Origin of the sequence: Halarcobacter ebronensis (assembly GCF_013201825.1) — a bacterium.
GTDB lineage: Bacteria > Campylobacterota > Campylobacteria > Campylobacterales > Arcobacteraceae > Halarcobacter > Halarcobacter ebronensis.
The window spans coordinates 1,619,157-1,645,582 of sequence record NZ_CP053836.1; the positions used below are offsets into that span (position 1 = coordinate 1,619,157).

General features: G+C 29.3%; 23 protein-coding genes. 5 read left to right on the forward strand and 18 right to left on the reverse strand.

All coding sequences use genetic code 11. The annotated features are described in order from the left end of the window. Position 1 precedes the first annotated feature (1 nt). The 13 genes from AEBR_RS07990 to AEBR_RS08050 all read right to left on the reverse strand — a co-directional run bounded on the left by AEBR_RS07990 (position 2) and on the right by AEBR_RS08050 (position 18,985). Positions 2-3,076, reverse strand: a complete 3,075-nt coding sequence (locus AEBR_RS07990) for an efflux RND transporter permease subunit (RefSeq protein WP_129087849.1) — start codon at positions 3,074-3,076, stop codon at positions 2-4. A 147-nt stretch (positions 3,077-3,223) separates the two neighbouring features. Then, on the reverse strand, positions 3,224-4,084 hold the full coding sequence (locus AEBR_RS07995) for an EF-hand domain-containing protein (RefSeq protein ID WP_129087848.1): 861 nt from the start codon (positions 4,082-4,084) through the stop codon (positions 3,224-3,226). Positions 4,085-4,143: 59 nt separating this feature from the next. Further along, positions 4,144-5,487 (reverse strand): flagellar filament capping protein FliD, encoded by a 1,344-nt coding sequence (gene fliD / locus AEBR_RS08000; protein ID WP_129087847.1) that lies wholly within the window; start codon positions 5,485-5,487, stop codon positions 4,144-4,146. A gap of 13 nt (positions 5,488-5,500) precedes the next feature. Continuing rightward, positions 5,501-7,099 (reverse strand): flagellar hook-associated protein FlgK, encoded by a 1,599-nt coding sequence (locus AEBR_RS08005; RefSeq protein ID WP_129087896.1) that lies wholly within the window; start codon positions 7,097-7,099, stop codon positions 5,501-5,503. A 60-nt stretch (positions 7,100-7,159) separates the two neighbouring features. Further along, positions 7,160-8,527, reverse strand: coding sequence for a flagellin N-terminal helical domain-containing protein (locus AEBR_RS08010; protein ID WP_129087846.1), 1,368 nt, complete (start codon positions 8,525-8,527; stop codon positions 7,160-7,162). Positions 8,528-8,543: 16 nt separating this feature from the next. Then, positions 8,544-10,589, reverse strand: coding sequence for a flagellar hook-basal body complex protein (locus AEBR_RS08015; RefSeq protein WP_129087845.1), 2,046 nt, complete (start codon positions 10,587-10,589; stop codon positions 8,544-8,546). Positions 10,590-10,675: 86 nt separating this feature from the next. Next, positions 10,676-11,440: a flagellar hook capping FlgD N-terminal domain-containing protein gene (locus AEBR_RS08020; RefSeq protein ID WP_129087844.1), complete on the reverse strand. Its 765-nt coding sequence runs from the start codon at positions 11,438-11,440 to the stop codon at positions 10,676-10,678. 91 nt (positions 11,441-11,531) lie between these two features. Then, positions 11,532-12,815 carry an ArsS family sensor histidine kinase gene (locus tag AEBR_RS08025; protein WP_216843181.1) on the reverse strand — a complete coding sequence of 428 codons (1,284 nt, stop codon included), beginning with the start codon at positions 12,813-12,815 and terminating at the stop codon, positions 11,532-11,534. Continuing rightward, a complete protein-coding gene (locus AEBR_RS08030) occupies positions 12,808-13,491 on the reverse strand; it encodes a response regulator transcription factor (RefSeq protein WP_129087842.1) in 684 nt (227 codons plus the stop codon). The genes AEBR_RS08025 and AEBR_RS08030 overlap by 8 nt, the downstream gene beginning before the upstream one ends. 66 nt (positions 13,492-13,557) lie before the next feature. Beyond that, the gene (locus tag AEBR_RS08035) at positions 13,558-15,801 is read right to left on the reverse strand and encodes a DNA translocase FtsK (protein WP_129087841.1); all 2,244 of its coding nucleotides are present in this window, start codon (positions 15,799-15,801) and stop codon (positions 13,558-13,560) included. 11 nt (positions 15,802-15,812) lie between these two features. Next, complete coding sequence (gene lpxD, locus AEBR_RS08040; protein WP_129087840.1) at positions 15,813-16,763, reverse strand: UDP-3-O-(3-hydroxymyristoyl)glucosamine N-acyltransferase; 951 nt, start codon at positions 16,761-16,763, stop codon at positions 15,813-15,815. 37 nt (positions 16,764-16,800) lie between these two features. After that, positions 16,801-17,298: an acetolactate synthase small subunit gene (ilvN, locus tag AEBR_RS08045; protein WP_128978204.1), complete on the reverse strand. Its 498-nt coding sequence runs from the start codon at positions 17,296-17,298 to the stop codon at positions 16,801-16,803. Further along, positions 17,291-18,985: an acetolactate synthase large subunit gene (locus tag AEBR_RS08050; RefSeq protein ID WP_128978202.1), complete on the reverse strand. Its 1,695-nt coding sequence runs from the start codon at positions 18,983-18,985 to the stop codon at positions 17,291-17,293. The genes ilvN and AEBR_RS08050 overlap by 8 nt, the downstream gene beginning before the upstream one ends. Before the next feature lie 140 nt (positions 18,986-19,125). On the opposite strand from AEBR_RS08050, the gene AEBR_RS08055 reads away from it, so the two are divergent. Beyond that, positions 19,126-19,935, forward strand: a complete 810-nt coding sequence (locus AEBR_RS08055; protein ID WP_129087839.1) for a hypothetical protein — start codon at positions 19,126-19,128, stop codon at positions 19,933-19,935. Here the strand turns inward: AEBR_RS08055 and AEBR_RS08060 are convergent. Genes AEBR_RS08060 through AEBR_RS08070 form a run of 3 tightly spaced genes read right to left on the reverse strand, consistent with a single transcriptional unit; the run spans position 19,927 to position 22,532 of the window. Next, positions 19,927-20,844 (reverse strand): Ppx/GppA phosphatase family protein, encoded by a 918-nt coding sequence (locus tag AEBR_RS08060; RefSeq protein ID WP_129087838.1) that lies wholly within the window; start codon positions 20,842-20,844, stop codon positions 19,927-19,929. The genes AEBR_RS08055 and AEBR_RS08060 overlap by 9 nt on opposite strands. After that, the gene (locus tag AEBR_RS08065) at positions 20,845-21,399 is read right to left on the reverse strand and encodes a CDP-alcohol phosphatidyltransferase family protein (protein ID WP_420370925.1); all 555 of its coding nucleotides are present in this window, start codon (positions 21,397-21,399) and stop codon (positions 20,845-20,847) included. Positions 21,400-21,404: 5 nt separating this feature from the next. Further along, on the reverse strand, positions 21,405-22,532 hold the full coding sequence (locus AEBR_RS08070) for a GGDEF domain-containing protein (RefSeq protein WP_172658877.1): 1,128 nt from the start codon (positions 22,530-22,532) through the stop codon (positions 21,405-21,407). Between the two features lie 90 nt (positions 22,533-22,622). Here AEBR_RS08070 and AEBR_RS08075 point away from each other — a divergent pair, with 90 nt between their 5' ends. The 4 genes from AEBR_RS08075 (at position 22,623) to trxC (ending at position 25,394) form a co-directional block, all read left to right on the forward strand. Next, entirely contained in the window at positions 22,623-24,167 is a 1,545-nt protein-coding gene (locus AEBR_RS08075) for a SulP family inorganic anion transporter (RefSeq protein ID WP_129087836.1), read from the forward strand. A gap of 70 nt (positions 24,168-24,237) precedes the next feature. After that, on the forward strand, positions 24,238-24,717 hold the full coding sequence (locus AEBR_RS08080) for a putative metalloprotease CJM1_0395 family protein (protein ID WP_129087835.1): 480 nt from the start codon (positions 24,238-24,240) through the stop codon (positions 24,715-24,717). After that, entirely contained in the window at positions 24,717-24,956 is a 240-nt protein-coding gene (locus tag AEBR_RS08085; RefSeq protein ID WP_129087834.1) for a hypothetical protein, read from the forward strand. The genes AEBR_RS08080 and AEBR_RS08085 overlap by 1 nt, the downstream gene beginning before the upstream one ends. A 3-nt stretch (positions 24,957-24,959) precedes the next feature. Continuing rightward, the gene (trxC, locus tag AEBR_RS08090) at positions 24,960-25,394 is read left to right on the forward strand and encodes a thioredoxin TrxC (protein ID WP_172658878.1); all 435 of its coding nucleotides are present in this window, start codon (positions 24,960-24,962) and stop codon (positions 25,392-25,394) included. On the opposite strand, the gene AEBR_RS08095 is transcribed toward trxC, so the two are convergent. After that, positions 25,391-25,870: an acyloxyacyl hydrolase gene (locus AEBR_RS08095; protein WP_129087833.1), complete on the reverse strand. Its 480-nt coding sequence runs from the start codon at positions 25,868-25,870 to the stop codon at positions 25,391-25,393. The genes trxC and AEBR_RS08095 overlap by 4 nt on opposite strands. A gap of 54 nt (positions 25,871-25,924) precedes the next feature. Further along, positions 25,925-26,425, reverse strand: coding sequence for a 2-thiouracil desulfurase family protein (locus AEBR_RS08100; RefSeq protein ID WP_129087832.1), 501 nt, complete (start codon positions 26,423-26,425; stop codon positions 25,925-25,927). Position 26,426: the final 1 nt, after the last annotated feature.

Here is a 26,426-nt window from a genome sequence, read left to right on the forward strand (position 1 = left end):
ATTAATCCTTTAGTTTAAAAAGTACTGCATATAGTGCAGGTAGATATATTAAGTTTAGAATTGTTCCCCATAAAAGACCAAATCCTAAAGATATTGCAAGGGGCTGTAAAACAACTCCTTGACCCGATGGATAAAAGATCAAAGTTGATAATCCTAAAAGTGTAGTTATAGAGGTAATTAAAATAGGTCTTATTCTTAATTTTGCCCTACTATAAAACTCCTCTTTTGTTTTTGTATTTTTTATAAAATCAAGCATAATAATACCATCATTGATAACAACTCCTGCAAGTCCCAACATACCAATTAATGAAGGCATCATAATATTTAAACCCATAACAAGGTGCCCTAATAAAGCACCTATAAGAGAAAAAGGTATTACTGAAATGATAATAAAAGAGATTCTAAAAGATGGGAAGTTAATTAGAAGTACTATAAATATCAAAAATATTGATATCATTACTGCAATACTTAACTCATCTTTTAATTGTTCATTTTGCTCAAATTCACCACCTAGTATTATCTCAACACCACTTTTTTCAATCTCATTTAATGCAGGTCTTATTTTGTCTAGAGCTTCGCTTGAAGTTAGTTTTTCTAACTCAACATTTGCATAAACTGTTTTTATAATTTTTGAATTCTCTTTTTCTAAAGTCTCAAAATCTTTTGTAATGGTAAAATCAACAACTTTACTTAACTCTACAAATCTACCGTCTTCAAGAGGTAATTGGAAGTTTTTAAATGAATCTAAATTATCTTTTGTTAAAAGCTGTGTTTTTACATCAACAAGACCATCAATACTAACAGCTTTAGTTTGATCTCTTTCCATAAAATAGCTATTTAAAGCATTTGCAATATAACTCTCTGTTAACCCTAAAGATTCCCCGTAATTATTGACTTTATATCTATACTCATACTTACCAAGCTCAGCATTATCAGAGATATCAACAACTCCATCAATTTTCGCTAACTCCTCTTTTAGTTTTTGTATTGATTCCTGAATCAAATTAGAATCTTTTGAAGAGATTTTAAACTCTAAATCGGTTCTTACAATACCAATTCTAGTGGTTGTAAGAGTTTTGTCCGTAACATCAAACTTTTTTAATAGAGGTTCAATTAAAGTTTGAACCTCTTTTTGAATCTCAAAGCTTTTTTTAATTCTTGTTTTTTCTTTTTGTTCAAAATCAAAAGAGAATGTAAAAATAGGTTGTAAATAGTTTTGTATCCAGTTGTTCTCTTTGAAATCTTCAAGCATCAAACTCATAGTAAAGGCATTTTCTATACTTTCACTATCTCCACTTAAAGAAGAAAAGAGCCCTACTCTATTTTGTAAAGTTTTTAGATTAAGTTCTTTTTTATTATCTAAAAGTACCTTTTCAAAACTTTTTGCAATCTGTGAAGAGTCTTCTAAAGATTTTGATTCATCAAACTTTACTGAAAGTGTGATTCTATCACTATCCATATTTGGAAAAAATTGAAATCTCATACTTGTTGCCATAAAAAAAGTTGCTAAGGGTACAACTATTACAAAAGTTCCAAGAAAAATAAATTTATTATGAATAAGCAGATGAAGAATTTTCTCATAAAATTTATAAACAGGTGCCCAGTTTAACATCTTCTCTTTTGGTTTTAACATGTGTTTTGCATGTATTGGAAGAAATAAAAATGATTCTATTAAAGAGGCAACAATTAATATTGAAACAACAATAGGAATAATACTAATAAAAGAGCCTATTCTTCCAGATAGATATAACATTGGTAAAAAAGCAAAAACAGTTGTTAAAGATGCAACTAATACAGGAGGAAGCATCTCAATAGTTCCTTTATAAACAGCATCTTTTATGCTCTTGCCTTCATCTAAATATCTTTGAATATTTTCACTTACAACAATTGCATCATCAACAATAATACCTATCATAATTAAAACAGCTAAAAGTGATAACATAGAGAGGCTATAACCTGCATAATAAAAAGTAATTACACCTATAATAAATGAGAAAGGAATACCTAGAACTACAACCACAGATATTCTTGGACTAATAAGTACAAACATAGATAATCCAACTAAAACCAATCCAAATGAAATATTTGAGATTACTGTATTTAGTCTCTCTTTAATTGGTTTTGCATCATCATGAATCACTTCAATATTTATATTTTTATGATTTTTTTTGAACTCTTGTAGATATTTTTGAACCTCTTTAGAGAGCTCAATTACATTTGCTTGTTCATCTTTGTAAATATTTAAAGTAATGGAACTTTTACCATTTACCCTTGCAATTGTGTCCTCTTTTGGATAATGAATTTTTATAGTTGCCAAATCAGAAAGATAGAGTTTTTTTGAATTAACTTCTATTAATGAATTTTCCCAAAAATTATCAACTAATTTTTTATCTGTAGTATTTACATAAACATAGTTCCCTTTTTGCTCAATTGAAGCCACAGGGTAGATATATGATAGATTTTGAATTTGTGAAATAAGTGATTTACTATTTATTCCATAAGCATTTAGTTTCTCTTCATCTAAATAGATATCAATTTGTAAATCAGAATCACCACTTATTTGTATCTCATTTATATGGTTAAATTTGAAAATTTCAGTTTTTAAATCTTTAGAGATATCTAAAAGTTCTTTTTCATCATCGCCTGTTAGGGCAATTGTTAACAAAGACATTGTTCTTTTTACAACAGATGCAGTTGGTTCATCCATATCGCTAGGAAGGGAACTTCTAACAACACTTATTGCATCTTTTACATCATTTATTAAATCATTTGGTTCGTAAGAATCTTCTAAATATAAAACAATACTAAAAGAGCCTGAACGAATAGTTGATTCAATCTCTTTTATCCCTACTACGCTCTCAAGTTCATTTTCTATCTCTGTTACAGCAAAAGAGTTCAAACTTGCTGCATTTGCGCCTACATAACTTCCTCTAACAACAATTTGGTTTTCTGCAACAATAGGAAAAACCTCTTTAGGTATCTTTATATATGAACTAATCCCCATGAAAATTAAAAAAATTAGTATTGTGTAGTTTAGCCTAGCATTATCTAGAAAAAAGTGTATTAATCTCTTCATATAGTCTTTCTTTTAATATAGTAAAATTATGGAAATTCTACTATATTAAAATTAACAAATTATTATGCAAATATAAAAATATACTTAAATTATTCTACATAAAATTGCAATTAAAAACTATTGCTTTTTTATATAAATCATATAATTTTATGCATAACCATACAAGGATGAAGATTTATCAGATAAATTATTTACATACGTATTAAATTCATTTGAGTTATTTTCATTATTGAACATCTTCATAATATTACTAAAATTACTTAATTTTAGATCTTCTTCATCATCTTGTGTAGTATTTTTTATAACATCAAATAGCTTTTTTATATTCTCTATAGAATCGTTATTACTAGCTTTAGAATTGGAACTATTTGACTCACTAGTATTACTAATTCCATAATAAGCTTCCATCTCTTCTTTTGATACAACTCCATCTTTGTTTGTATCCATAATATCGTAATCTTCTTCATTTTCGCTACTACTTGATGAAGATGAACCTCCTGGAGCAACTGGAGCTGTTGAACCTGCGGCAATAGAATCAACAGCAGCAGTTAATTCATCTGTGGTAACTGAACCATCACCATCACTATCTAATGCAGTAAATTCTTCACTGGTTAATAAAGATAGTTCATCTTCGCTAAGAATTGAATCTTTGTTTGTATCATAGGCAGAGATTAATTCTGAAACAAAATCACTACTGTTTGTGTTATTGGTTTGAGTGGGTGAATCTGGCATCTGCAAACCAAGATCTGTCAATAAAGAAGCAAACTCTTCTGATGTAGGCATTTCACTATATTCTGAAAGCTTACTATCTATTGCTTTTGTTATTTCACTTTGAGTTAATAAACCATCTGAATCGCTATCCATTAAGCTGAATATATCATCTTCTAAATCAACTTCATCAATACTTAAAGCACCATCACTATTGGTATCATTCCGTCTTAAAGAGTTATCAGAGATTATATTGAGTAGAGATAGCAAGTCTGAATTTTGCGAAGTTATAGTATTCATAATATTCTCCTTCAATTATGAAATTCTATAACTTTTTAGTAAATAAAGGGTAACACTAATTAGTTATCGTTATTGTTACTGTCCATTAATATTTTTAGAGATTGAAATGCATTTTCCATTTGAGTAATAATTACAGTATATGCAGCAAATTGTTCTGACAATTGTTGATATTTAGTATCAATTCTAGTCTCTTCCTCTTCTTTATTATCATTCAAATCATCAATACTACTTTGCACTTTATTTAAAAAAGTTGTTAAAGTACCAGAACTACTGTCTAAATCATCAAGATAGGTACTTAACTTAGTACCAATTCCTTCTTTCTCTGCATACCCAACAAATAACTCTTTTAAATCATCATAGTTATTTGTAACTGCTTCTGCAAGTTCAGAAGCATCAATTTGCATGTATCCACTTGTATCAAAAGAAATTCCATAAACAAAAATATTTTCTTCATCTTCTAATCCATATGAATCAAAAAACATATTTTTAATATCACTTAAAATTGATTTTATTGCGCTTGAATCTGAAATCAAAACATTTCCATCATCATCTGCCGTAGTAGAAGAACTAACCAAATCAACTAATTCATTATAAACTGTTGCCATTTTTGAAATTTGTTCAGTAATGTATGAATCATCATTTGAAATTGATATAGAAGATTTTCCTTCATCAACAGCTGTAATAATAAGTCCATTATTCATTGTAATTTTATTTGAAGACATATTATAACTAATACCGTCAATAGTACCAATAAAGTTTTGTGATGTTTGAATATGACTTTCATCTGCTCCAAATCCTAGATCAATATCTGTCTGAGAAATTGTTACTGCATTTTCTAATCCACTTTCTGAACTTTTAATAACTAATCTATAAGAGTTGTCACTAACTTTTTCTAAAGAAGCATCAAGAGCACTTGTATAATTCAAATTAGTAACTAAATCTTCATATGTCATTTCATCTGTTGTGTCAAAAGTATAACTATCTTCACCAACAGTAATTGTTAATTTTCCAGCCCCAATATATGAAGTTGGATCACTAATTAAGCTAGATTGATAAACATCTTTAGTTGCCAGTTGTGTAACATTGACTACAATTGTCCCAGGATTTAAATTTGATGTGTCAGTAGCATCAAAACTTGCTGAAGTACCTGTTGTAGAAGCAGTAACTTGGTCAAATACATTAGTATCGGATGTATATAAATCAAATCCTTCAACTACAGTCAGTAACTCTGCAATTTTATCTGCAATCTTCTCTGAAGCAGTTAATTCTGCTTCTTTCTTTTCAATACTGTCATCAATAGGGTCTACATATGCTGTAGTTTCAGCTGTTTTTAGCTTTTCAATTAACTCATCATTTAATTCTAAACTGCCTGAACTTCCAAGTCCTAAAATTCCTTCAGCCATAATATATCCTTTACTACATATTTAAAATAGTTTGTAACATTTCATCAACTGCTGTAATTACTTTAGCATTTGCTTCATATGCAGCTTGATATTGCATCAAACTAATCATCTCTGAATCTGGGTCAACTTTTGTTAAATTTTCATAAGTTGTTAACATTGAGTTTAAAACTGCATCTTGAGACTCAGAATTAAAAGAATTATCTTCAACATCTGTTGAAACTCTAACTAATAACTTTTTATAAAATTCATCTAATGATACTGAACTATCATTACCTATTGATAAATTATCATTCCATTGTACTTGTGAAATAGCTTCTAAATCACCCGCTGTTAAAGAAAAAGTACTATTTTTTACATAACTTAAAGTATTTACGCTTGTACCTGTAAATAGTGTTGTACTATTATCTTTAGAATAAGCTTCAACAAATGCCTTTACAAAATCATTTAAGGCACGCTTATATGATAATATTTCAGATGTTTCACTTGTCAAATTTTCAGATAAAGATTTCATTGAACCACCTGATAAATTTAACTCATTATTATAAACTGCAACAGACACATGGTCCAAGGATTCTTGTGAAATTGCATCTTTTTCTAATGTTGCATTATTCACAGTAATTTTTATATCAAAGGCATTATCTTCACCACCTTCAACTCCTTTAATTACAAGATTATTAGAAGAGTCGAGATATGCCTCAACTGAATTAAAAGCAGGATTACTATTTATTGCATCAACAATTTGTTGCTTTAATTCATTTTCTGGTAATCCACTAACATTTGCACTTAATGTTAATGTTGTTGTATTATTAAGTGAAATAGTAATTGTATCTCCATCAGATACATTTGAATCTTCTAATTCTGTAGTTGTATATATGTCTTTTTGTTGAATATACTCTTCATTAATAGATAATTTATGAAAACTAGAAGTATTAAATATTACATTTTCACCTCCAATTTTTAATGTATAATTACCATTTGCTGTACTTACATCAATATCTCCATAATCTGATAACTGACTTTCCAAAGCATCTCTCTTATCAAGAAGATCATTTGTTTCACCTGTTTCAACCATTTTTCTATTTAAATGAACAATTTGTTCTAATATTGAATTTACTTCGTCAACTTGATCCTTTAGTAAAGACAAATTATCATCTTGTAACTCTTCTAAATCAGCATATACACCTTTTATTCCAGTTATAACCATTTGAGCTTGTGTATCAACTTCTGCTTGATAGGTTGATGATGTGGGTTCTCCTCTTAAACTCTCAACAGCAGTAAAGAAATTATTTAAAGTTACTGAAAATCCACTTGTTGCAGTCTCTTTAAAAATCATCTCTGCACTACTTAATGTACTATTTTGTTGAGTATAATAAGTTGAATAACTATTTTGATTCAAAATTTGACTATACAAATATTGACTAGTAGTTCTTATCACACCATCAAAGGATACACCATTCCCTATATTATTCTCTAATGAATTTAATTCACTAGTTTGGATAACTCTTTTTTTATATCCTTTTGTATCCTCATTTGCAATATTATTTGAAGTAACATCAACCCCATATCTTGATGTTTTAAGCCCAGTTTGAGCTATATATAATGAATCCATCATAATGAACTCCTTAATATTTTAAAAGAAGAAAAATAATAAATCATAATCATTTACCTTTCCTTAACTTAAATATTTAACCAAAGACATACTATTTAATCTACTAATCGTAGCATACATTGCTGTATAAGTACTTTCTAAAGCTTTAGCTTCAATTGCAAGAGAAGTTAAATCTGCAGAGGCATATTTTTCTTCTAAGATTTTTAGATTTGTTACTTTACTAGAAACAATATTTGCATATGCATTAATTGTACTTGTTCTTGTTCCAACTAAAGAATGAGCAATGTTTTGTGATTCATATGCATCATTCATTTTATCAATAACATTAGTAAGAACATTTCTTTGCTCAACTTTAGTAATCGTATTTCCATTATTATCTACAAGTCTTAAAGCATTAATTGCATCAGTTAAATCATCAAAAACAGAATGATATACATCAAGATCAACTGTTGATGTGTTTGTTGTAGTAATAGTTCCATCACCATTATCAGTAACAGTAATTGGTGTTGTTGTAGTATCACCATTCATATACAAGCCATCAAAAGTTCCGTCATTGTCTGTATCCATCAATTTCCATTCGTTTTCATCTTTATCTAATATAATTTCATTTGTAGTGAAGGTAAAAGACTCCCCATCACTAGTAATATTAAGTTCAGTTGATGGAGAATCATTTGTTATTGTTATTGTACCATCACCATTATCTACAATAGATATTGGAGTAGTTGATGTATCACCATTCATGTATAAACCATCAAAAGTACCATCAGCAGGAATGGTAGTATCAACAAATTGCCAACTATTCCCATCTTGATCAACAATAGTCTCAGTTGAATCTACAGTGAAAGTTGAACCATATTCATATTTTGCTCCACTACTTACTTCATTATTAACATAATAAAAAGCCTTAATGCCATTAATTCCTTGTGCTGTGTATGTTGCATCTTCAACATTAACTTTTCTTGTCGAATTATCACTTTGATATGATATTACTCCATTTGCATCTTTTATAAAAGGTATCGTACTTGTATTTACGCCTGAAAAAATATATTGTCCATTTACATTAGTATTTGCAAGAGCTAAAAGAGAATTTCTATAATCCTCTAATTGAGTAGCTATAATTTCTCTTTGACTTTGAGCAGTAGTATCATTATTTGCTTCAAGTAAATCACCTATAACTGATTGTGTAGTATTTTTAACTTCTGCCATAGTATCATCACTAATAGTATTAAAAGCTTGACTAAGTGTAATATATTGTGAAATTGCAGTATAGCCATTTTTATCATTTTGAATGTTTAATATTTGACTATATAGAACTGCATTATCACTTCCATACTCTAAAGCCTCTTTTGTACCTAAAGCAGTATTAACTTTAGCATTTCTCTCATCTAGTAATGAAAGATTGTATTTTATTTGAGAAATAGACTTAACCATACTACACTCCTAATTATTATCTCTTTAATTGAATTAAAGTTGTTAACAACTCATCAGCTGTTGTAATTGATTTTGAGTTTGCTTCAAAAGCTCTTTGAAAAACCATAAGATTAACCAAACTTTCACTTAAATCCGCTTTACTTAATTCTAATGTTTTAGCACTAATTAATGTAGAGTTATCATTATTGATTGTATAAATTGGTTTACCACTTGATGTAGTCTCTGCTAAAAGGTTATTACCAATAGCTTTTAACTCAATATTATTAGCAAATTGTGCAATTGCAATTTGACCAACAACATAATCCACTCCATCTTGAGTAATTGTAATAAGACCTGTTTCATCCACATTAAACTCACCAAATGATTCATCTGTAAGACCTAATGAATCAAGTTTTAACTGTAATGAAGTTTTTGAAGTCTCTTGATCAACATTAGAGATTATTTGCATAAATTCTGCACCAGCACCTGTATTCCCACTAAGTTCTAAATCTTTTTCTTTAGTATAAGTTGTTGCCGTTGAATCATCTGTATAACTAATAATACCAGTGAATTCTTCACCTGTTGTTTTTGACTCAATAACAAGTTTTCCATTGATTGTTTTTGCTTCAACAAGTAAACTTAAATCTGGATCTAGATTTATTTGAGAGATTAAATCTGTAACTGCTTCTTTATATGAAACCTCTGTTCCTGTTACACCTTGAGTACTTGTTACAGTATGAACAATTCCATCAATTGTCATACTAAAACTTATTGTATCTCCTGTACCAGCAGTACCATCATCCCATGTTATAAGGTTTCCATCATCATCTGAGACAATATCATTTTGTTCATAAACATCATATTGTTTACCAGCAACAGCATTTCTTAATGCATTCATTGCTGACTCAACAGCACCTTCGCCTGTTCCAGCAACGGCTTCAGTTATATTTACTTTTGTACCTTCAAGTTCAGTCGAATTGGAAAATTCAGAAACATCTCCTATAAGAAAATCTTCTCCAGGATTGATTGAATCTATTCTAATTCTTCCTTCTAAAACATCTGCAATATTTGTTGATGGGTTATTTGATGCATCTACAGTATAAGCTACTAATCCTGTAATATCTGAAATCTTATCAGCTAAGGCTTTATAAGTTGCCGCCCTACTTGCTAAAATATTATACTCTTCATCAGATAAGTCTGCTGCACCATCTCCATCTAAATCTAAACCAGTCATCCCAGCATCATATAGTGCTTCAAGTTCTGCTCTTAATTCTGTATTAGCAGTTGTATTAACATAATCCACTGGATATTTATTTCCATCAATATATACATAAATTTGTTGTTTCTCACCATTTAAAGAACTACTTGTAAGACTTGGAAAATCAATTACACTTGATTGTGCAATTGATGGAGAAGAAGTTGCATTTGGATTTTCTGCATAATCTTCTAAAGCACTAGTATATTTAGTAATAAGTTGCTCAATATCAGAGATTTTAGATGATTTTGATTTTATACCTGAACCTGTAAGCTCTAAAGAGTCACTTTTTGCACTAGTTTGATAATCTGTCATTTTTGCAGCATATGTCTCAATTTTATTTGAAAATTTTATAATCTGATTACCAGCAATTTCTGTAAAATTATCATTAAAAGAGGTCCAGTTTTTATTTGTAGAGATAACATCACTTGTTGGGTCTAATGTACTCATAGCCCAACCTTGTACTTCATAGCCATTAGCATCTTGTAAAGTACCATTATCTCCCATTCTTAGATTTCCAGCTCTTGTATAGTAAGTTTCAGAAGTTCCTGTTGCATTTACATTTGATACAACGAAAAATCCATCCCCATTTAGGGCCAAGTCATAATTTGAGCCAGTAAGATTTAAGCTTCCTTGAACATACTGTTTCTCAGCACTTGTAACAGTTGCCCCTTTACCTATACTGTCTTGATACATCAAATCAGCAAAAGAAACCCTAGAAGCTTTATAACCAACAGTGTTAACGTTTGCTATATTATTAGACTCATTATCAATTGCAGCTTGAGCTGCCGATAATCCTGAAATTCCAGTCCATAATGCACCAATCATTTTAAATCCTTTTAATTGTATTGCAGATATAAAAACTGCATATTTATTCTATTATATCTAAACTTTTGTAAATTTAGAAGTCATAATCAATATATTTTGGTAATTCCAGAATATAACAAAGTATCAGCCTCTTCATTATATGTAGTTGCACTATTGATACTATATGACATATTTAAATCACCTGTTGAATTAATAGAACTATTACCACCATTTACATAAACAACCATCTGATATTTTCCACTAGCATTCTCTGCCATAGAAGCACTAACACCACTAATTGCATTTATCTCTTCTGCTAATTGATCATAAGTTTTTCCACTAGTTTCAATTGTATGTGTTTCACCTTTAGAATCAGTTAAAGTTATACTATCTTCACTATTTGTTGAATCTAAAGAGTCATTTGAATTCTCTGTCTCTGCAAAGGTATAAACATCATAATAACCAGTAATTTCATAGGCAGTAAGATAAACTTTTCCATCACTACCTTCTACAGAAGATACTTTATACTGTTTTACATTTCCACTATCATCTTTCTCTCCGTTTTCAACAATATTACCTATTAAAGAGGCAGCATTAGATAATGCATTTTGTTGAAAAGTATCAGTTAATGTACCCATTGCATCTACAGTTGCCAAGTTAGCTTCTAAAGTAGACAATTGCAATTGAGAATCTAACATTGACGAAGAATCAACAGGATTTGTTGGATCTTGTAATGATAACTCTTTTAGCATTAGTTTAATAAAATCTTCACTTTGTAATCCATCTGCACTAACACTTGTTGTATACGTATTACCATAAGCATCAGTTCCAGTTGAAGTTGTTACTCCACTAGTTGCACTAGTTGTTGCCATAGGAAACTCCTTTCTTGCATTTTGCTTAAAAACAAAAATATTTCACTACTTGAATTATATTAGCATAAAGTAAATAAAAAGTAACAGAATTTTAAAATTGTATTTTAAAGATATGATAGTCGTCACTATAGTAATAGTAGAGATTAAAGCCATGATGTTTTATAATATTATTAGTAATATATAGTCCTAATCCTAAACCCTTATCAATTGACTCATACTCTCGATTAAAAGGTTTTATATATTCGTCAAAATTTTTCTTAAGTGGTTTTCCATGATTTTTGATTATTAAATTATCACTATTTATAACAATTTCAGGTTTCCCTTCTGTTTTATATTTCATCGCATTGTCTATTAAATTTTTTAAAGAGATTGCAAAAAGGTCATAATCAACCTCAATTTTTGTTAGATTTGAGTAAATTTCAACTTGTGATTTATCAATTAATAGAATATCTAAAGATTGATCTAGTAAGTCAACAATCCTATACTCTTTTTTGTTTAGATCTATTTTTCCTGAAGTAATCTCTTCAAGTTTTACAAACTCTTCTAATAAAAATTCTAATCTTAAAAAAGCTCTTTGCAAAATAGATTTTTTTCTTCCCTCTTCTAATGTATCAGATATTAATTTACCCTTTGTTATTGGTGTTTTTAATTCATGCAAAATATTTCTCATAAAAAGTTTTCTAGAGTTATTTAAATCTCTAATTTTTTCTATTGCATTATTAAACTCATTTGAAACTTCTGATATTTCATCTTTTCCTTTCATACTGGTGTCTATATTTAAATCACCTTCATAAAATCTATTTATCTCATTTTTAAGTTTTATAAGTGGTTTGAATTTTTTATATAAAAAATAATAAAACCATAAAAGGGTTATATCAATTGCTATAAGCATCATCAACCAAAAAAGTTTATGGTCAGACTCAGAAGATTCATCAATTAATAATATAGAAGGAGGTTTCATTTTCTCTAAAAAATCTAACTCTTTTGGGATAAAAGGAGGAGGAAGCTCTGTTCCAATTGGCATTGGTTTTGGATTAAAATATACGTATAGCTTATTATCTAATCTAAAAAGCTCAATAGGTTCATCCTTTTCAAACTCTATTTTTATAGGATTTAATGATTTAATCTCTTCAATTTTTTTATCTGATAATTTCATACTAAATGTAGATATTTTATCATTTATACTATTCTTATCTATGCCTTTCCTTAAATCGATTTCAACAATTTTGAAAACTGAAAAATAACGCTTAAATTTTAATGCTTTAAAACTATTATTATCAAGATTAAATTGTACATAAATTAAAAAATTTATTAGAACAAAAACAGAAAAGAAAAAGAGGGTTATTTGAAAAATTATTGAATTTTTCTTACTCATTAACCAATTTATAACCTACTCCTCTAATAGAAAGTATATATTTAGGTTTTTTAGAGTTCTCTTCAATTTTATTTCTTACTCTACCTATAAGAACATCAATGCTTTTATAACTGCTCTCATATTTTATTGATTCAACATTTGAGAGCAGCTCTTCTCTTGAAACAACAAAACCTGCTCTTTTAATCATATATGCAAGTATATGATACTCAGCATTAGTTAGGTTTAAAAGCTCATCTTCTTTTCTAATTTCCATTCTACTTTCATCATGAATAAAAACTTGTCTCTTTTGTACCTCTTCTTTTTTTGTAATATTCAAATTACATCTACGAAGAATTGATTTAATTCTAAAAATAAGTTCTTGAGTATCATATGGTTTTGGTAGGAAATCATCAGCACCATAACTAAAACATGCAATTTTATCGCCAATATTTGATCTTGCACTAGAAATAATAATTGGAATATCATTATGAGCTCGTATCATTTTACACACTTCAATGCCGTCTATTTCAGGTAAAGATAAATCTAAAATAACTAAATCATATTTTTTAACTCGCAGGGCAGAAATACCCAATTCAGGGGATTCGTAATTTGTAACTTTTATATTATATTGATCTAAATAATCCACTAGAATTTCTGCTAATTCTAGGTCGTCTTCAATCATTAAAATCTCTATCACATCTATCCTTTACAATAAAGAATAATTTTAATAAACAAAGTTTAATAAAAAGTAACAAAATACAATTTATACTAAAATTTCTCTATTTCCTTTTGCATTTGCTTCTGAGATAACCCCTGTTTGTTCCAACTGCTCAACAATTGTAGCAGCTCTATTATAACCAATTCTTAGCTTTCTTTGAATATAAGAGATTGAAGTTTTTCTATCAATTAATACTACCTCTTTTGCTTCTTCATAGAGTTCATCTAACTCCCCTAGCTCTAAACTATTTGAACCAGAAGATAAAGAACTTTCAGCTCTATCTTTAACAAAATTCATATCATATTCGACCTCTTTTTGATCTTTTAAGAAATCTACAACATTCTCTATCTCTGTCTCCATAGACCAAGGCGCATGAAGTCTAACTAATCCAGAAGTTCCTGGAGGTGTAAATAACATATCTCCTCGTCCTAATAAAGACTCAGCACCAAGTGAATCTAGAATAATTTTAGAATCAACTTTTTGCCCTACTTTATATGATAATCTACTTGGAAGATTTGCTTTAATAAGACCTGTCACAACATCAACAGATGGTCTTTGTGTTGCAACAATTAAGTGGATTCCTGAAGCCCTTGCCATTTGTGCAAGTCTCGCAATAGAAAGCTCTACATCTTTTCCACTTGTCATCATTAAATCTGCCAATTCATCAATTACAACTACAATATATGGAATTGGATTAAACCCATCCCTTTGTGCTTTTTCATTATAACTCTCAATATTTTTAGTTTTTGTTTTTGACATTAGAGTATAACGTCTCTCCATCTCTGAAACCATATTTGCCAAAGCATTAATAGCATCTGTAGGTTTTGTAATAACAGGAGTTAAAAGATGCGGAATATCATTGTACATTGAAAACTCTAGCATCTTTGGATCTATCATAACCAGCTTTAAATTATCTGGTGAATTTTTATATAAAAGAGATAAAATCATCGCATTTATACCAACAGATTTACCTGATCCAGTCGTTCCAGCAATTAGCAAGTGAGGAAGCTTTTTAAGGTCTGTTACAAAAGGTTTTCCAACAATATCTTTACCTAGAATCATGGTTAAAGGTGATTTTGCATTTTGGAAAATTTCACTCTCTAAAAGTTCTCTTATAAAAATAGTTTGCATATCATCATTAGGAACTTCAATACCAACAACATCTTTTCCTGGAATTGGAGCTTGTATTCTTATAGTTTGAGCTTTTAGAGCCATTGCTAGGTCATCTTGTAGGTTTAATATCTTAGAAACTTTTACATTTGGTGCAGGCTTAAACTCAAAAGTTGTTACAACAGGACCTGTATATGTTCTAACAACATCACCCTCAATTTTAAACATTAAAAGTTTTTCAAGTAAATCCTCAATCTTTTTATCTATTTGTGCTTCAGAAATTTTAGATTTATTCTCTTTAGGTGGAGCTTGAAAAAACTTAGTTGAAGGAAGCTCAAAATCTTTAGGTTTTTCAGTTTTACCTAACTCTATCTCATCTAAAAGTTTTTTATTCTCTTCTAATTCATCAACAATTAAGGCATGAGGTTGTTCCACATCTATTACATCCTCAATATCATTATCATCTAATGAAACTATATTTTTACTTCTTGTATCAACTATATTTTCATCATCTAATTGATTTAAGCTTATAATATTTAGGTCATCAACTTCTATATCAGCTAATGAACTCTCATCAATCTCTTCAATTACTATTTCAGCAATGTCGCCCTCATTTTTAACCAAAACTCTCTCTTCTTTTACAGGAGCTGTTCTTCTTTCTCTTTTATCTTTTCTTTTATTTTCTATTCGTTTTGGTTTAATTGAAGTATCTACTCTTTTAAAATTAGGAATCATTTTTCTTGGATTAAATTTTATATTTGAATCCTCAAAAAGAATTAGTGAAGAGATAATTAAACCAACAATTACAAATATCCAAACTCCAGCCAAGCCAATAAAAGGAAAAATTGAAGAGACAATTAAATTACCAATTTCTCCTGAATAAATCCCCTTTTCAACTACTAATGATTGAAATACAAGCAAAGAGACAAGAAGCAATATTATAGAAGAACTCTTTAATAAAAATTCGTTGACATCAAACTCTTTTTTTATACTTATAAGATATAAAGGGTATAGAAAAAAGAGTAAACAAAAGTAAGATAAAAACCCAAAATAAGTATGAGAGAAAGTAGCAAAAATTGAGCCTACTTTACCAACACTAACTTTATCATTTACAAAAGTCGCATACTCGAAATAAACAATAATAAATAAAAATATTGAAGATAAAATTTTCTTAACTATTTTGAAGCCTTTTATTTTTTTAATAATCTTGCGATTTTACCTTGAAGTTTTAACCACTCTTTATGCTCAAACAAAGGAAAACCTGCCCACTGTTTTTTAGGAGTTGTAATACTTTTTGTTACTCCTCCACGTGCAGCTATTGTTGTAAATGGTGCAATTTCAAGATGCCCAGATGTTCCACTTTGTCCACCCATTACTACATACTCATTAAGAATAGTTGAACCAGAGAGACCAACTTGTGCCACTAAAATAGAACCATGACCAATTCTACAGTTATGGGCAATATGAACAAGATTGTCAATAATAACACCATCTTCAATAATTGTAGATTTGAATACTGCTCTATCAATAGCGGTATTTGCTCCTATTTCTACTCTATTTCCAATAATTACATTACCATTTTGGTATATTTTAATATATTGTCCATCTTTTGTGTGTGCAAAACCAAAACCGTCACTTCCAATAACTGTTCCTGCATGGATTATACAATCACTTCCTATCTTACAATCTCTATAAACAGAGACATTTGCATAGATTGTTACGTTATCTCCTATTGTTACATTATCTCCAATGTAAACTCCAGACATTATTGTACAATTTGAACCAATAGATGAGTTTTTACCAAGATAAACATTTGGTAATATTTTTGTATTATTACCAATAACACATTCACTTCCCTCTTCTTCTACTATTTTGGGTGCAAAGAATTTTGAAGCATAAGCCAAAGTTAAATAAGGCTCTTCACAAACTAATGCAATTGTATTTGATGGAAGTTCTTTTACAAACTCCTCTCTTATAAATACTGCTGCAGCTTTTGTTTTTGCTAAATCATGCAGATATTTTTTATTTTCAAAAAAAGTTAGTTGATTTTCATTTGCATCAAGAAGTGAATTTAAAGCTGTAATTTCAATATTACTATCACACTTCAATCCTAAATTTTTTGCAATTTCATTTAATTTCAATTTTTATCCTTAAATAAAAAAGATAGAAGAGAATCTCCTATCTTTCCATTGCTACAACACCACTTCTTACAACTTCAAGTGGTTTAAATTTGCTCATTATATTTGTAAAATTTGCAATTCTGCTTGGTTCATCTGTTGCAGAGATGACAATTGCATCATCTGTAACATTTTGAATATGTCCATTATAAGCTCTTGCAATAACATCAATATCACTTAATGGCTGATCAATTGGTATTTTAATTAAAACAGTCTCTTTCTCTATTACATTTTGGTGTTCGTTTACTTTTAAAACCGGTATTAACTTATTCAACTGCTTAACAATTTGATCTATCACTCTTTTATCACCAGTTGTAACGATGGTCATTCTAGAGTACTCACTACCAATAATTGGAGCAACGGTTAAAGAGTCAATATTATAACCTCTAGCTGAGAATAGTCCAACAATTCTTGAAAGGGCATTGTGTTCATTTATGACAATTACTGAGATAACTCTTCTTATTGTTTCAGTATCATAATAGTGGTTAAAATTATTCATTGTTATCTCCTATAAGTGTCATTTCATTTAATGCATGGCCATTTGGAACCATTGGAAGAACGATTTCATCCCTTGAAACAACAACATCAATCATTGCTGGTTTTTTCTTTTCAATTGCATCATTTAATGCCTCTTCAAACTCTTTTTTCGTTTTTACTCTATATCCAACTCCACCAAAAGCTTCAACTAGCATTTTAAAGTCTGGTTGTAAAGACAAATCAGTTTGAGAAATTCTATTTTCATAAAATAGTGTTTGCCACTGTCTTACCATTCCAAGATAACTATTATTTAAAATAATATTAATAACTGGTAATTTATTCTCTACACAAGTCATTAACTCTTGGATATTCATCAAAATTGAACCATCTCCTGTAAAGTTAATAGAGATTTTATCTTTATTTCCTCTTGCAACACCCATAGCTGCAGGAAGCCCAAATCCCATTGTTCCCAGACCACCAGAAGTATTAAATTGTCTTGGAAATGAAAAAGGATAAAATTGCGCCGTCCACATTTGATGTTGACCAACATCAGTAGAGATTATTGCATTTTCTCCAAGTAACTCCCCTACTCTTTTTATAACCCATTGAGGTTTAATTACAGAATCAGAATCATTAAATCTTAAAGGCTCTTTCTCTCTATAATCTCTTAATAATGAAACCCAATTTGTATAGTCATTAAACTCTGTCTCTTTTGCTGTCTCTATCATAGCTTCAACAGTAACTTTCAAATCACCAACAATTGGATAATTTGTATGCACAAGTTTTGCAATTGAAGTTGGGTCAATATCAATATGAACTACTTTTGCTTTTTTAGCAAATTCATCTAATCTTCCAGTAACTCTATCATCAAATCTAGCTCCTAGCGAGATAATACAGTCAGTATCGTGTGCTGCCATATTTGCTGCAAACTCTCCATGCATACCCAACATTCCAATTAAAAGTTTATGGTCATCTCCCATAACTCCTCTTGCCATTAATGTTTCAACAACTGGAATATTAGTTAACTCTGCTAACTCTCTAATTTCATAAGCACAGTTTGCTAAAATTGCTCCTCCGCCTACATAAAATAGAGGTTTTTTTGATTTAGCAATAGCTGTCATTGCTTTTTTTAACTGTCTTTTATTGTAATTAACAGTTGGTTTATAAGTTGGTAAATCTACCTCTTTTGGATATTTAAACTCTCCAACATCAGCTGTAACATCTTTTGGAATATCAATATGGACTGGACCTGGTCTTCCTGTACTTGCTATATGGAATGCCTCTTTGATAATCCTAGGAAGATCTTTAACATCATTTACTAAATAGTTATGCTTTGTACAAGGTCTTGATATACCTACTGCATCAATCTCTTGAAATCCGTCAGTTCCAATAATCGTAGTTGGAACTTGTCCTGATATAACAACTAATGGAATTGAATCCATATAAGCATCAGCTAGACCAGTAACTGCATTGGTAAATCCAGGACCTGAAGTAACAATTGCAACTCCAACTTTTCCAGTAGATTTTGCATACCCTTCAGCGGCATGAATTGCAGCTTGCTCGTGTCTAGTTAAAATATGTTGAAAAAATCCTTGTTTGTAAATTTCATCGTAGACATTCATAATAGCGCCTCCAGGGTAACCAAATACTACGTCAACCCTTTCCTCTCTTAATGATTCTATAACCATTTTTGCGCCAGTTATTTTCATTGTCTCTCCTATTATAAATTAGTCAGATATTTTACATAATTTTTTATTAATAGTGTCTTTAATACGCCCTTCTTAATAAATTAAGTTTATATTAAATTAATAATTTTTTTTGTAGAATTCTAATATAAATGAGGGGACACATGAATATTAATAACATTGACAATAATTTAGCTTCTGTTAATAGTCTTTCAAATAACAAAAATATTGCCACGTCATCAGCAAAAACAAATGCTGAATATGAAGAGAGTGATTCTTATTCCCTTTCAATAAAAGAGTACAATAAAAGAAGAGATGAGTTATCTGCATCTTTACAAGCATATAATACAGGAATGGGAAAAACTACCGTTGCACAAAAAGGTATTCAAACACAACAAGAGTTTCTTCAAAATATGAAAAATAAACTTGAAAATATTAATGAAAAAGATACTCAATCAACAAACAACAATAAAATTAAAGAAGAGATAAATAAAGAGCTTTTAAAATTTAGAGAAGTTGCTTTTCAAACTACTTACAATAGAGAGAAACTTATTTCTGTTGATAATTATGACCAAAATAAAACAATTGAAGTTTCAACAATTGAAACTTATTACTCAATAAATAAACCAAATACGCCTCAAATAGCTTCTGCTATTTCCCATGAAATAGGGAAAAATGATTTGAATACAAAAGAGGGAATATCTAATAGCCTTAATAGTTTAGATGAGGGTATTGAAAACCTGAAAAATATTGAGTCTCAACTTGAAGAGTTAAGAACTAATCTTCAAAAAAGTGCAAGAGAATCAATACAAGAACAAACTTCTTTGTCAAATCAAAATAAAAAGAACAGCACTATTAATTTTCCTAAAGAGTCTAATGATTTTACAAAAGAGAATATAAGTTCAAACTCTGGTTATTTAGTAAGTTCACAAGCTAATATTGTGCAAGAGCAAAGTGTAAGACTCTTAAGCTAATTTAGATTTTATACAGAAATCTATTGCTACACCTTCTCTTAAACCATCATCAAGAACAATTGATTCATTTTTTTCTAAAACTTCAAAGATAGATTTATAAATAAAAACTCCAACTTCTATAAACTCGACTCTTCCTTTACCAACTAATTTTGTAATATTCTCTTTAGTTTCATTTTTAAAAATATTCAAACAGTCCTCTAAATCATATAAATTTACAGTTGAACCATTTACTTTTTCTTTGTCATAGTGGAAAAAATCTTGCCCTAATTTTATTGCAGCAATTGTTGTTGGGGTACCTGCTGTTGCAACGAAAGTAAAAGGGTTTAAGTCAATATCTAAACTATCTAAAAATGCTTTTATATCTCTTTTATAAACCTCTAATTGAGAGATTAGTTCATCTTTTGAAAAATATTTTTGTGTTAAAGTCACTATTCCAAAATTAAAACTTTTTGAAAAATACTCTGCACCTTTATTTACAATTATTTCAGTTGAACCACCACCAATATCAAGCAGTATAAAATTTGAAGAGTCAATATTTTCTCTTTTTAAAGCATACTGTACAGCGAGAAGAGTGAGTCTAGCCTCCTCTTGCCCATCTATTATTTTAAAATCAACATCACAATGTTTTTTAAAATAGTCTAGAACCTCTTTACTATTGTTTGCCATTCTCATGGCTGCTGTTGTTACACAAACAGCTTTATTTGGTTCATATTTAAGTTTTTCTATTGATTTATTAATTGCATCAACAACTCTTCTTTGAGCTTCAATAGATATTAAACCTGTATCATTGACTCCATCAGCCATTCCAACAACTTCATTATACTCATCTAAAATTTTATGATTTGTACAATCATATATCAATACTCTAAAAGAGTTAGAACCTAAGTCAATTGTAGTAATTTTATTCATTTATGGGTGTTTGATTTTAACTTTTGAGTTTAGAAGATATCCTATTATAATCATTGCAACAAGAACTACATATTCATTTATAAAACCTGTAAGCCAAATCAGATAAACAACCCATAATAAAATAGCTCCAAGAGGGGTTGGTACTCCTGTAAAATATCTTTCAACTTCACCTTCATGGGCATTTATATTGAATTGAATCAATCTTCTAAGTCCTGAAATAACATAGTAAATAAAGGCAAAAGCAACTAATGGCGTAAAAAGCATTAACTCTTTCCCATCAATTATTGCAAAGTACACAAACATTGTAGGTACAATTACAAATGATAAAAAGTCTGCAAATGAGTCTAACTGTATTCCAAACTCTGTTGATAAGTTATATTTTCTTGCAATTTTGCCATCAACTATATCAAACCCACCAGCTAACCAAGCAAAAAGTGCACTTGCTATAAACTCATCGTGAGTTAAATAATATATTGCCATCATTCCTGAAGCTATATTAAAAAATGTAGCTAAATTTGCCAGGTTAAAATGATTCATCTTGTTAAATAAAAACATTATGATTATTCCTCTTTATAAATTGTGTATTGATTTCTACCATTCTCTTTGGATTTGTACAAAGATTCATCAGCCAATTTATATAACCTATTACAAGATACATAACTATTTGGCTCATAAATTATTGCTCCAATTGATATTGTAACAACACTGGAGATTTTACTATTTTTATGCTCAATATTTAATGATTCTACACTTTTATTTACATCTTTTAGACACTCTTCTAATATTGCTTCATCTGTATCAAACAAAATCACTCCAAACTCTTCTCCACCTAGTCTAAAAACATATTCATACTCTTTATTAAAATATTTTTTAAGTGTAGATGCAACAGCTTTTAAAGTAACATCTCCCATGTCGTGTCCATAGGTGTCATTGTACTGTTTGAAAAAATCTATATCCAAGATTATAAAAGCACATTTCCACTTATTTGCATTGGAGATAAATGGCATATTATCAAAAATTTTGTCAAAATACTTTCTATTGTAAAGTTTAGTCATACCATCAGTAATAGCTTCAAGTTTATACTTTTTAGTCAAAATTTTAAGTTGATTGTCTTTTTTTATAATTGAATAGATAATAAGAGCAATAAAAATAAATGAGATAAAAACTAATATTATCATATTATAAAAAAGATAATCTTTTATAGATGAATACTCTTCTAAAAACTCTTTTCTTTTCTTATATGCAACTTTTTTTTCATGCTCTTTTAAAAAGTTTATTTCATTAATAACACTATTATAAACTGGGATTTTAGCCTCATTATTTAATGAATTCATAACACTTTTATCAACTTTGTTAACAACCATTCTTTCAGAATCAGATTTATAAGCATTGTTATAATATTTCCACTCACTTCTTATCTTTTTAAAGTATGAACTTCTGTCGCATCTCTTATACTTTTTCATACACTCAATTAAAGCATTATAAGTATCATCTATTGTATGAAGTTTAAGGACAGGAATGTAGTTACCAAAGTAGATATAATCAATTCTTTTTTTTAATTTATCGATTTGAGAATTAAACATAAAAGCCGATGTTAACAACGACAAAAGAATAATAATACTTAATACACTAAGTTTAAAACTAACACTTTTATAGAACTCTTTTTTCATGGCTGTAATTATAGCCAAAAAACTAATAATTAAGATTATGCAAAGCTTAAAGTTTTATTAAATACTTTTTTAGATATAATCGCGCCTTTACTTAAAAAAAGGATAATTTTGCTAAATATAAAAGATACATTTATCGGTCACTCTATAAAAAATGATGTTCTATCAGGAATTGTTGTTGCTATTGCTCTTGTTCCTGAAGCTATTGCTTTTTCGATTATTGCTGGTGTTTCTCCACTTGTTGGATTATATACTGCTTTTATTTTAGGATTTATTACTGCAATAATTGGTGGAAAAGCAGGAATGATAAGTGGTGCAACAGGTGCAGTTGCAGTTGTTTTAGTTGGACTTGGAGTAAAAGTAAAAGAGTCTTTAAGCCTATCAATGCTTGAACAATTAACACAAAATGGTGAATTGGCTTCATATATCTTACAATATATTCTTCTAGCAACAATTCTTGCTGGATTAATACAAATTACAATAGGAGTTTTAAAACTTGGAAAACTAATAAGACTTGTTCCACAACCTGCAATGTATGGTTTTGTAAATGGTCTTGCAATTGTAATTGCAATGGCACAATTTCCACTTTTTAAAGGTGAAAATTGGATTATGTATCTTTTGGTTTTAGCTACAATGATTATTATAAAAATTTTCCCTAAAATTACCACAACTATTCCTTCAGGTTTAGTTGCAATTATAGTTATCTCAGCTGTTGTAATTGCTTTTGATTTAGATACTAAAAGAGTTGGTGATTTGGCAAATATTTCTGGAAATCTTCCAAGTTTTGCAATTCCTACTCTTCATATAAATTTTGAATCTATACTTATTGTTCTTCCATATGCAGTTTTAGTTGCATTAGTTGGTCTTATTGAATCTTTGCTTACTCTTTCAGTTTTGGACGAAATGGGTGGGAAAAGAGGAAGTGGAAACCAAGAGTGCATTGCCCAAGGAACAGGAAACGTTGTTTGCGGTTTTTTTGGAGGCATGGCTGGATGTGCTATGATTGGACAATCAATAATTAATTTTTCAAATGGAGGATGGGGAAGACTTTCAGGACTTACAGCTGCAATTTTACTTATCTCTTTTGTTGTTTTCCTCTCCTCTTTTATCTCATTAATTCCTGTTGCTGTTTTAGTAGGTATTATGTTTATGGTTTCAATTGGTACATTTGAATGGGAGAGTGCAAATAGAATTAGATATATGCCAAACTCTGATAGATTTGTTTTAATAGCTGTAACAGTAATAACAATTTTTGCAGATCTTGCAATTGCTGTTATTACAGGAATTATAATCTCAGCTTTAGTTTTTGCATGGAAACATTCAAAAGTTAGATGTAGAACAAAAAGAGAAGAGGGAAATAAAAAAATATATCAGCTAGATGGTCCCCTATTTTTTGGTTCTACAACCTCATTTTTTGAATTATTTGATATTAATCATGATCCAGAAAATATTGTACTTGACTTCAAAGATGTTAGAGTTATGGATATCTCTGGAGTTGAAGCAATAGATACAATTACTAAAAAGTATGCTAAAGCAGATAAAAAACTTGTTATAAGACACTTAAGCGAAGATTGTAAAAAAATCCTTAAGGATGCAGGTCCATTTTGTACCTATGAAGAGGATGATCCAAGCTATAAAGTAGCTATTAACTATTAAGTTTATACTTTTCTTTACTTATCCTTAAAATTGTGATAGAATTTTATAAATATGACTAAAAGGTGATAGCATGGAAGCGATTAATAGTGTATCTAGATCAAACATATATATGCAACTTGCCCAAAAAAGGGCTGATTTAGCCAATATTGATAAAAAAGAACAAGAAAAAAATACTCAAGAATCATATGATAAAACTAATGAAACAAACAGTAAATATGATCAAAAAGATTATGATTTAGTTCTTGGAAAATTTAAAAAACTAGATACAGAAACAAAAGCACATGAACAAGCTCATGCAGCAAATGCACCAACAACTACACCAATAAACTATAATTATCAAGTTGGACCAGATGGCAAACTTTATGCAAATGGAGGTTCAGTGCGATATGATACATCAATTCCTGAAGATGAAGGAAGTGCAAACTATAAACTAGAACAGTTACAAAATGCTGCTTCTGCTCCAAATGAGTTGAGTGCTGCAGATGCTCAAATTGCTAAAACTGCAAATCTAAATAGAATGTTACTTCAAAGTCAAGAAGAGAGTTTTTAATGACAGTTAATAATAATCTATCTAGTATGCTTGCTATCCAAATGGAAGTTAATCAAATGGCTCAAAATATTGCTCAAGTTTCACAAGTTGTAGCAGACCCTGAACTTAGAGATATGGCTTCTGATTTAACTTCTTCACTTATTGAACAAATTCCTCAAACTATCGCATACTCTGCAAATGAAACAGGAATAGTAACACAAATGGAAGTAATGGATTCACTTTTAGATATTAAAGCATAAAAAATGTCAAAAATAAATGTAGTCTGTCCACACTGTTTAAAAGTTAACTCGATACCAAAAAAAGATAGTTATACTAAGGCAAATTGTGGCAATTGCAAAGCTTCACTACTTGATACAACGCCTATAAATCTAAAAGAATCAAATTTTGATCATGTTGTTGTCAACTCAGATATCCCTGTTATTGTAGATTTTTGGGCTTCTTGGTGTGGTCCTTGTAAAATGATGGCACCAGTTTTTAATGAAGTTTCTCAAAAATATCCATTAAAAATACTATTTGCAAAGGTTAATACGCAAGAGGAACAAATCTTAGCTTCGAAATATGGCATAAGATCTATTCCAACTATAATCATTTATAAAAATGGAATTGAAGCAAAAAGAGTTAGTGGAGCAATGGATGCACATACCCTATCCTCTTTGATTAATAGTTTTTTAGATTAATATAGATAAATAAATTTTAAACCAACAGAATCAATTCCAGAGTTTTCATCATCCAAATCCGCATTTGAATAATGTGTATATTTTAAAGTAGTTTCAAAGTTGTCAGTAATTCTATAGCCAAATCCAATATTTTCTTTAAACTGAAAATGCATACCAAATCTTTTATCATCCAAGCTTTTTTCACTAAAATAAGCAAAACCTACTCCAGCTTGAATATATAGTTTTGAAGTTAAATCATAACTAATCATTGGTTGAGCACTTAAAATATACATATCATCATTTTCACCATCTACATATTCAGCATCAACTTCAACACTCAACTTTGTATTCTCAATGATTTTATAATCTAAATCCTTTTGTAATCCAATTCCAAAAATATCTATATCTTTGCTCCAAGCTGCATATTCAAAATTCACCCTATCAAAAGCATATAAATTTAAAGAGAAAAAAACTAAAAATAATAAAAATCTTTTCATAATAAATCCTTTTACATTTATTAAAATTATAACAAAAATTCAATCAATAATTTTTTAAATAACTTGTTTCATTTTTAGAAACTTTGATAACTCCAACAACTCTTTTTCATTAAAAATTTTTATACCATTTTCATTTAATAGTTTTGCAGTTATTCCTTCTCCAGGAATTAAGTTTCCACTGAAACTTCCATCATAAATATTTTTATTACCACATGAAGGAGAATTTGCTTTTAAAAGGGCAATAGTAATATTCTCTTTTTGGCATAAATCCAAAGCATTTTTTGCACCTAAAAGAAAATTAATAGTTACATCTTCTCCCTCTTTATTTTTAATTATAAAAGGTTTTGTTAAAGAGACTATTTCAGAGGGTTCTCTTGGTATTGGTAAGCCTCCCGAAACCTCTGGACAAAAAGAGTAAATTTCATTATCACATAAGATATCCATAAAGAGTTCTTTTTGGGCAAAGGTGAAATTTGCACCATATGCAATAGATGAGTTTTCTCCATCATATCGAACATCTTCTCCAAGAAGACAGGCAGAAATTAGTATTTTCATC

Coding starts and splice junctions, on each gene's coding strand:
- ilvN (WP_128978204.1), bottom strand. CDS start 17,298: ATGAATAATTTTAACCACTATTATGATACTGAAACAATAAGAAGAGTT.
- AEBR_RS08055 (WP_129087839.1), top strand. CDS start 19,126: ATGAATATTAATAACATTGACAATAATTTAGCTTCTGTTAATAGTCTT.
- AEBR_RS08080 (WP_129087835.1), top strand. CDS start 24,238: ATGGAAGCGATTAATAGTGTATCTAGATCAAACATATATATGCAACTT.
- trxC (WP_172658878.1), top strand. CDS start 24,960: ATGTCAAAAATAAATGTAGTCTGTCCACACTGTTTAAAAGTTAACTCG.
- fliD (WP_129087847.1), bottom strand. CDS start 5,487: ATGGCTGAAGGAATTTTAGGACTTGGAAGTTCAGGCAGTTTAGAATTA.
- AEBR_RS08065 (WP_420370925.1), bottom strand. CDS start 21,399: ATGTTTTTATTTAACAAGATGAATCATTTTAACCTGGCAAATTTAGCT.
- AEBR_RS08085 (WP_129087834.1), top strand. CDS start 24,717: ATGACAGTTAATAATAATCTATCTAGTATGCTTGCTATCCAAATGGAA.
- AEBR_RS07995 (WP_129087848.1), bottom strand. CDS start 4,084: ATGAATACTATAACTTCGCAAAATTCAGACTTGCTATCTCTACTCAAT.
- AEBR_RS08015 (WP_129087845.1), bottom strand. CDS start 10,589: ATGATTGGTGCATTATGGACTGGAATTTCAGGATTATCGGCAGCTCAA.
- AEBR_RS08010 (WP_129087846.1), bottom strand. CDS start 8,527: ATGGTTAAGTCTATTTCTCAAATAAAATACAATCTTTCATTACTAGAT.
- AEBR_RS08050 (WP_128978202.1), bottom strand. CDS start 18,985: ATGAAAATAACTGGCGCAAAAATGGTTATAGAATCATTAAGAGAGGAA.
- AEBR_RS08020 (WP_129087844.1), bottom strand. CDS start 11,440: ATGGCAACAACTAGTGCAACTAGTGGAGTAACAACTTCAACTGGAACT.
- AEBR_RS08005 (WP_129087896.1), bottom strand. CDS start 7,099: ATGATGGATTCATTATATATAGCTCAAACTGGGCTTAAAACATCAAGA.
- AEBR_RS08095 (WP_129087833.1), bottom strand. CDS start 25,870: ATGAAAAGATTTTTATTATTTTTAGTTTTTTTCTCTTTAAATTTATAT.
- AEBR_RS07990 (WP_129087849.1), bottom strand. CDS start 3,076: ATGAAGAGATTAATACACTTTTTTCTAGATAATGCTAGGCTAAACTAC.
- AEBR_RS08100 (WP_129087832.1), bottom strand. CDS start 26,425: ATGAAAATACTAATTTCTGCCTGTCTTCTTGGAGAAGATGTTCGATAT.
- AEBR_RS08060 (WP_129087838.1), bottom strand. CDS start 20,844: ATGAATAAAATTACTACAATTGACTTAGGTTCTAACTCTTTTAGAGTA.
- AEBR_RS08025 (WP_216843181.1), bottom strand. CDS start 12,815: ATGAGTAAGAAAAATTCAATAATTTTTCAAATAACCCTCTTTTTCTTT.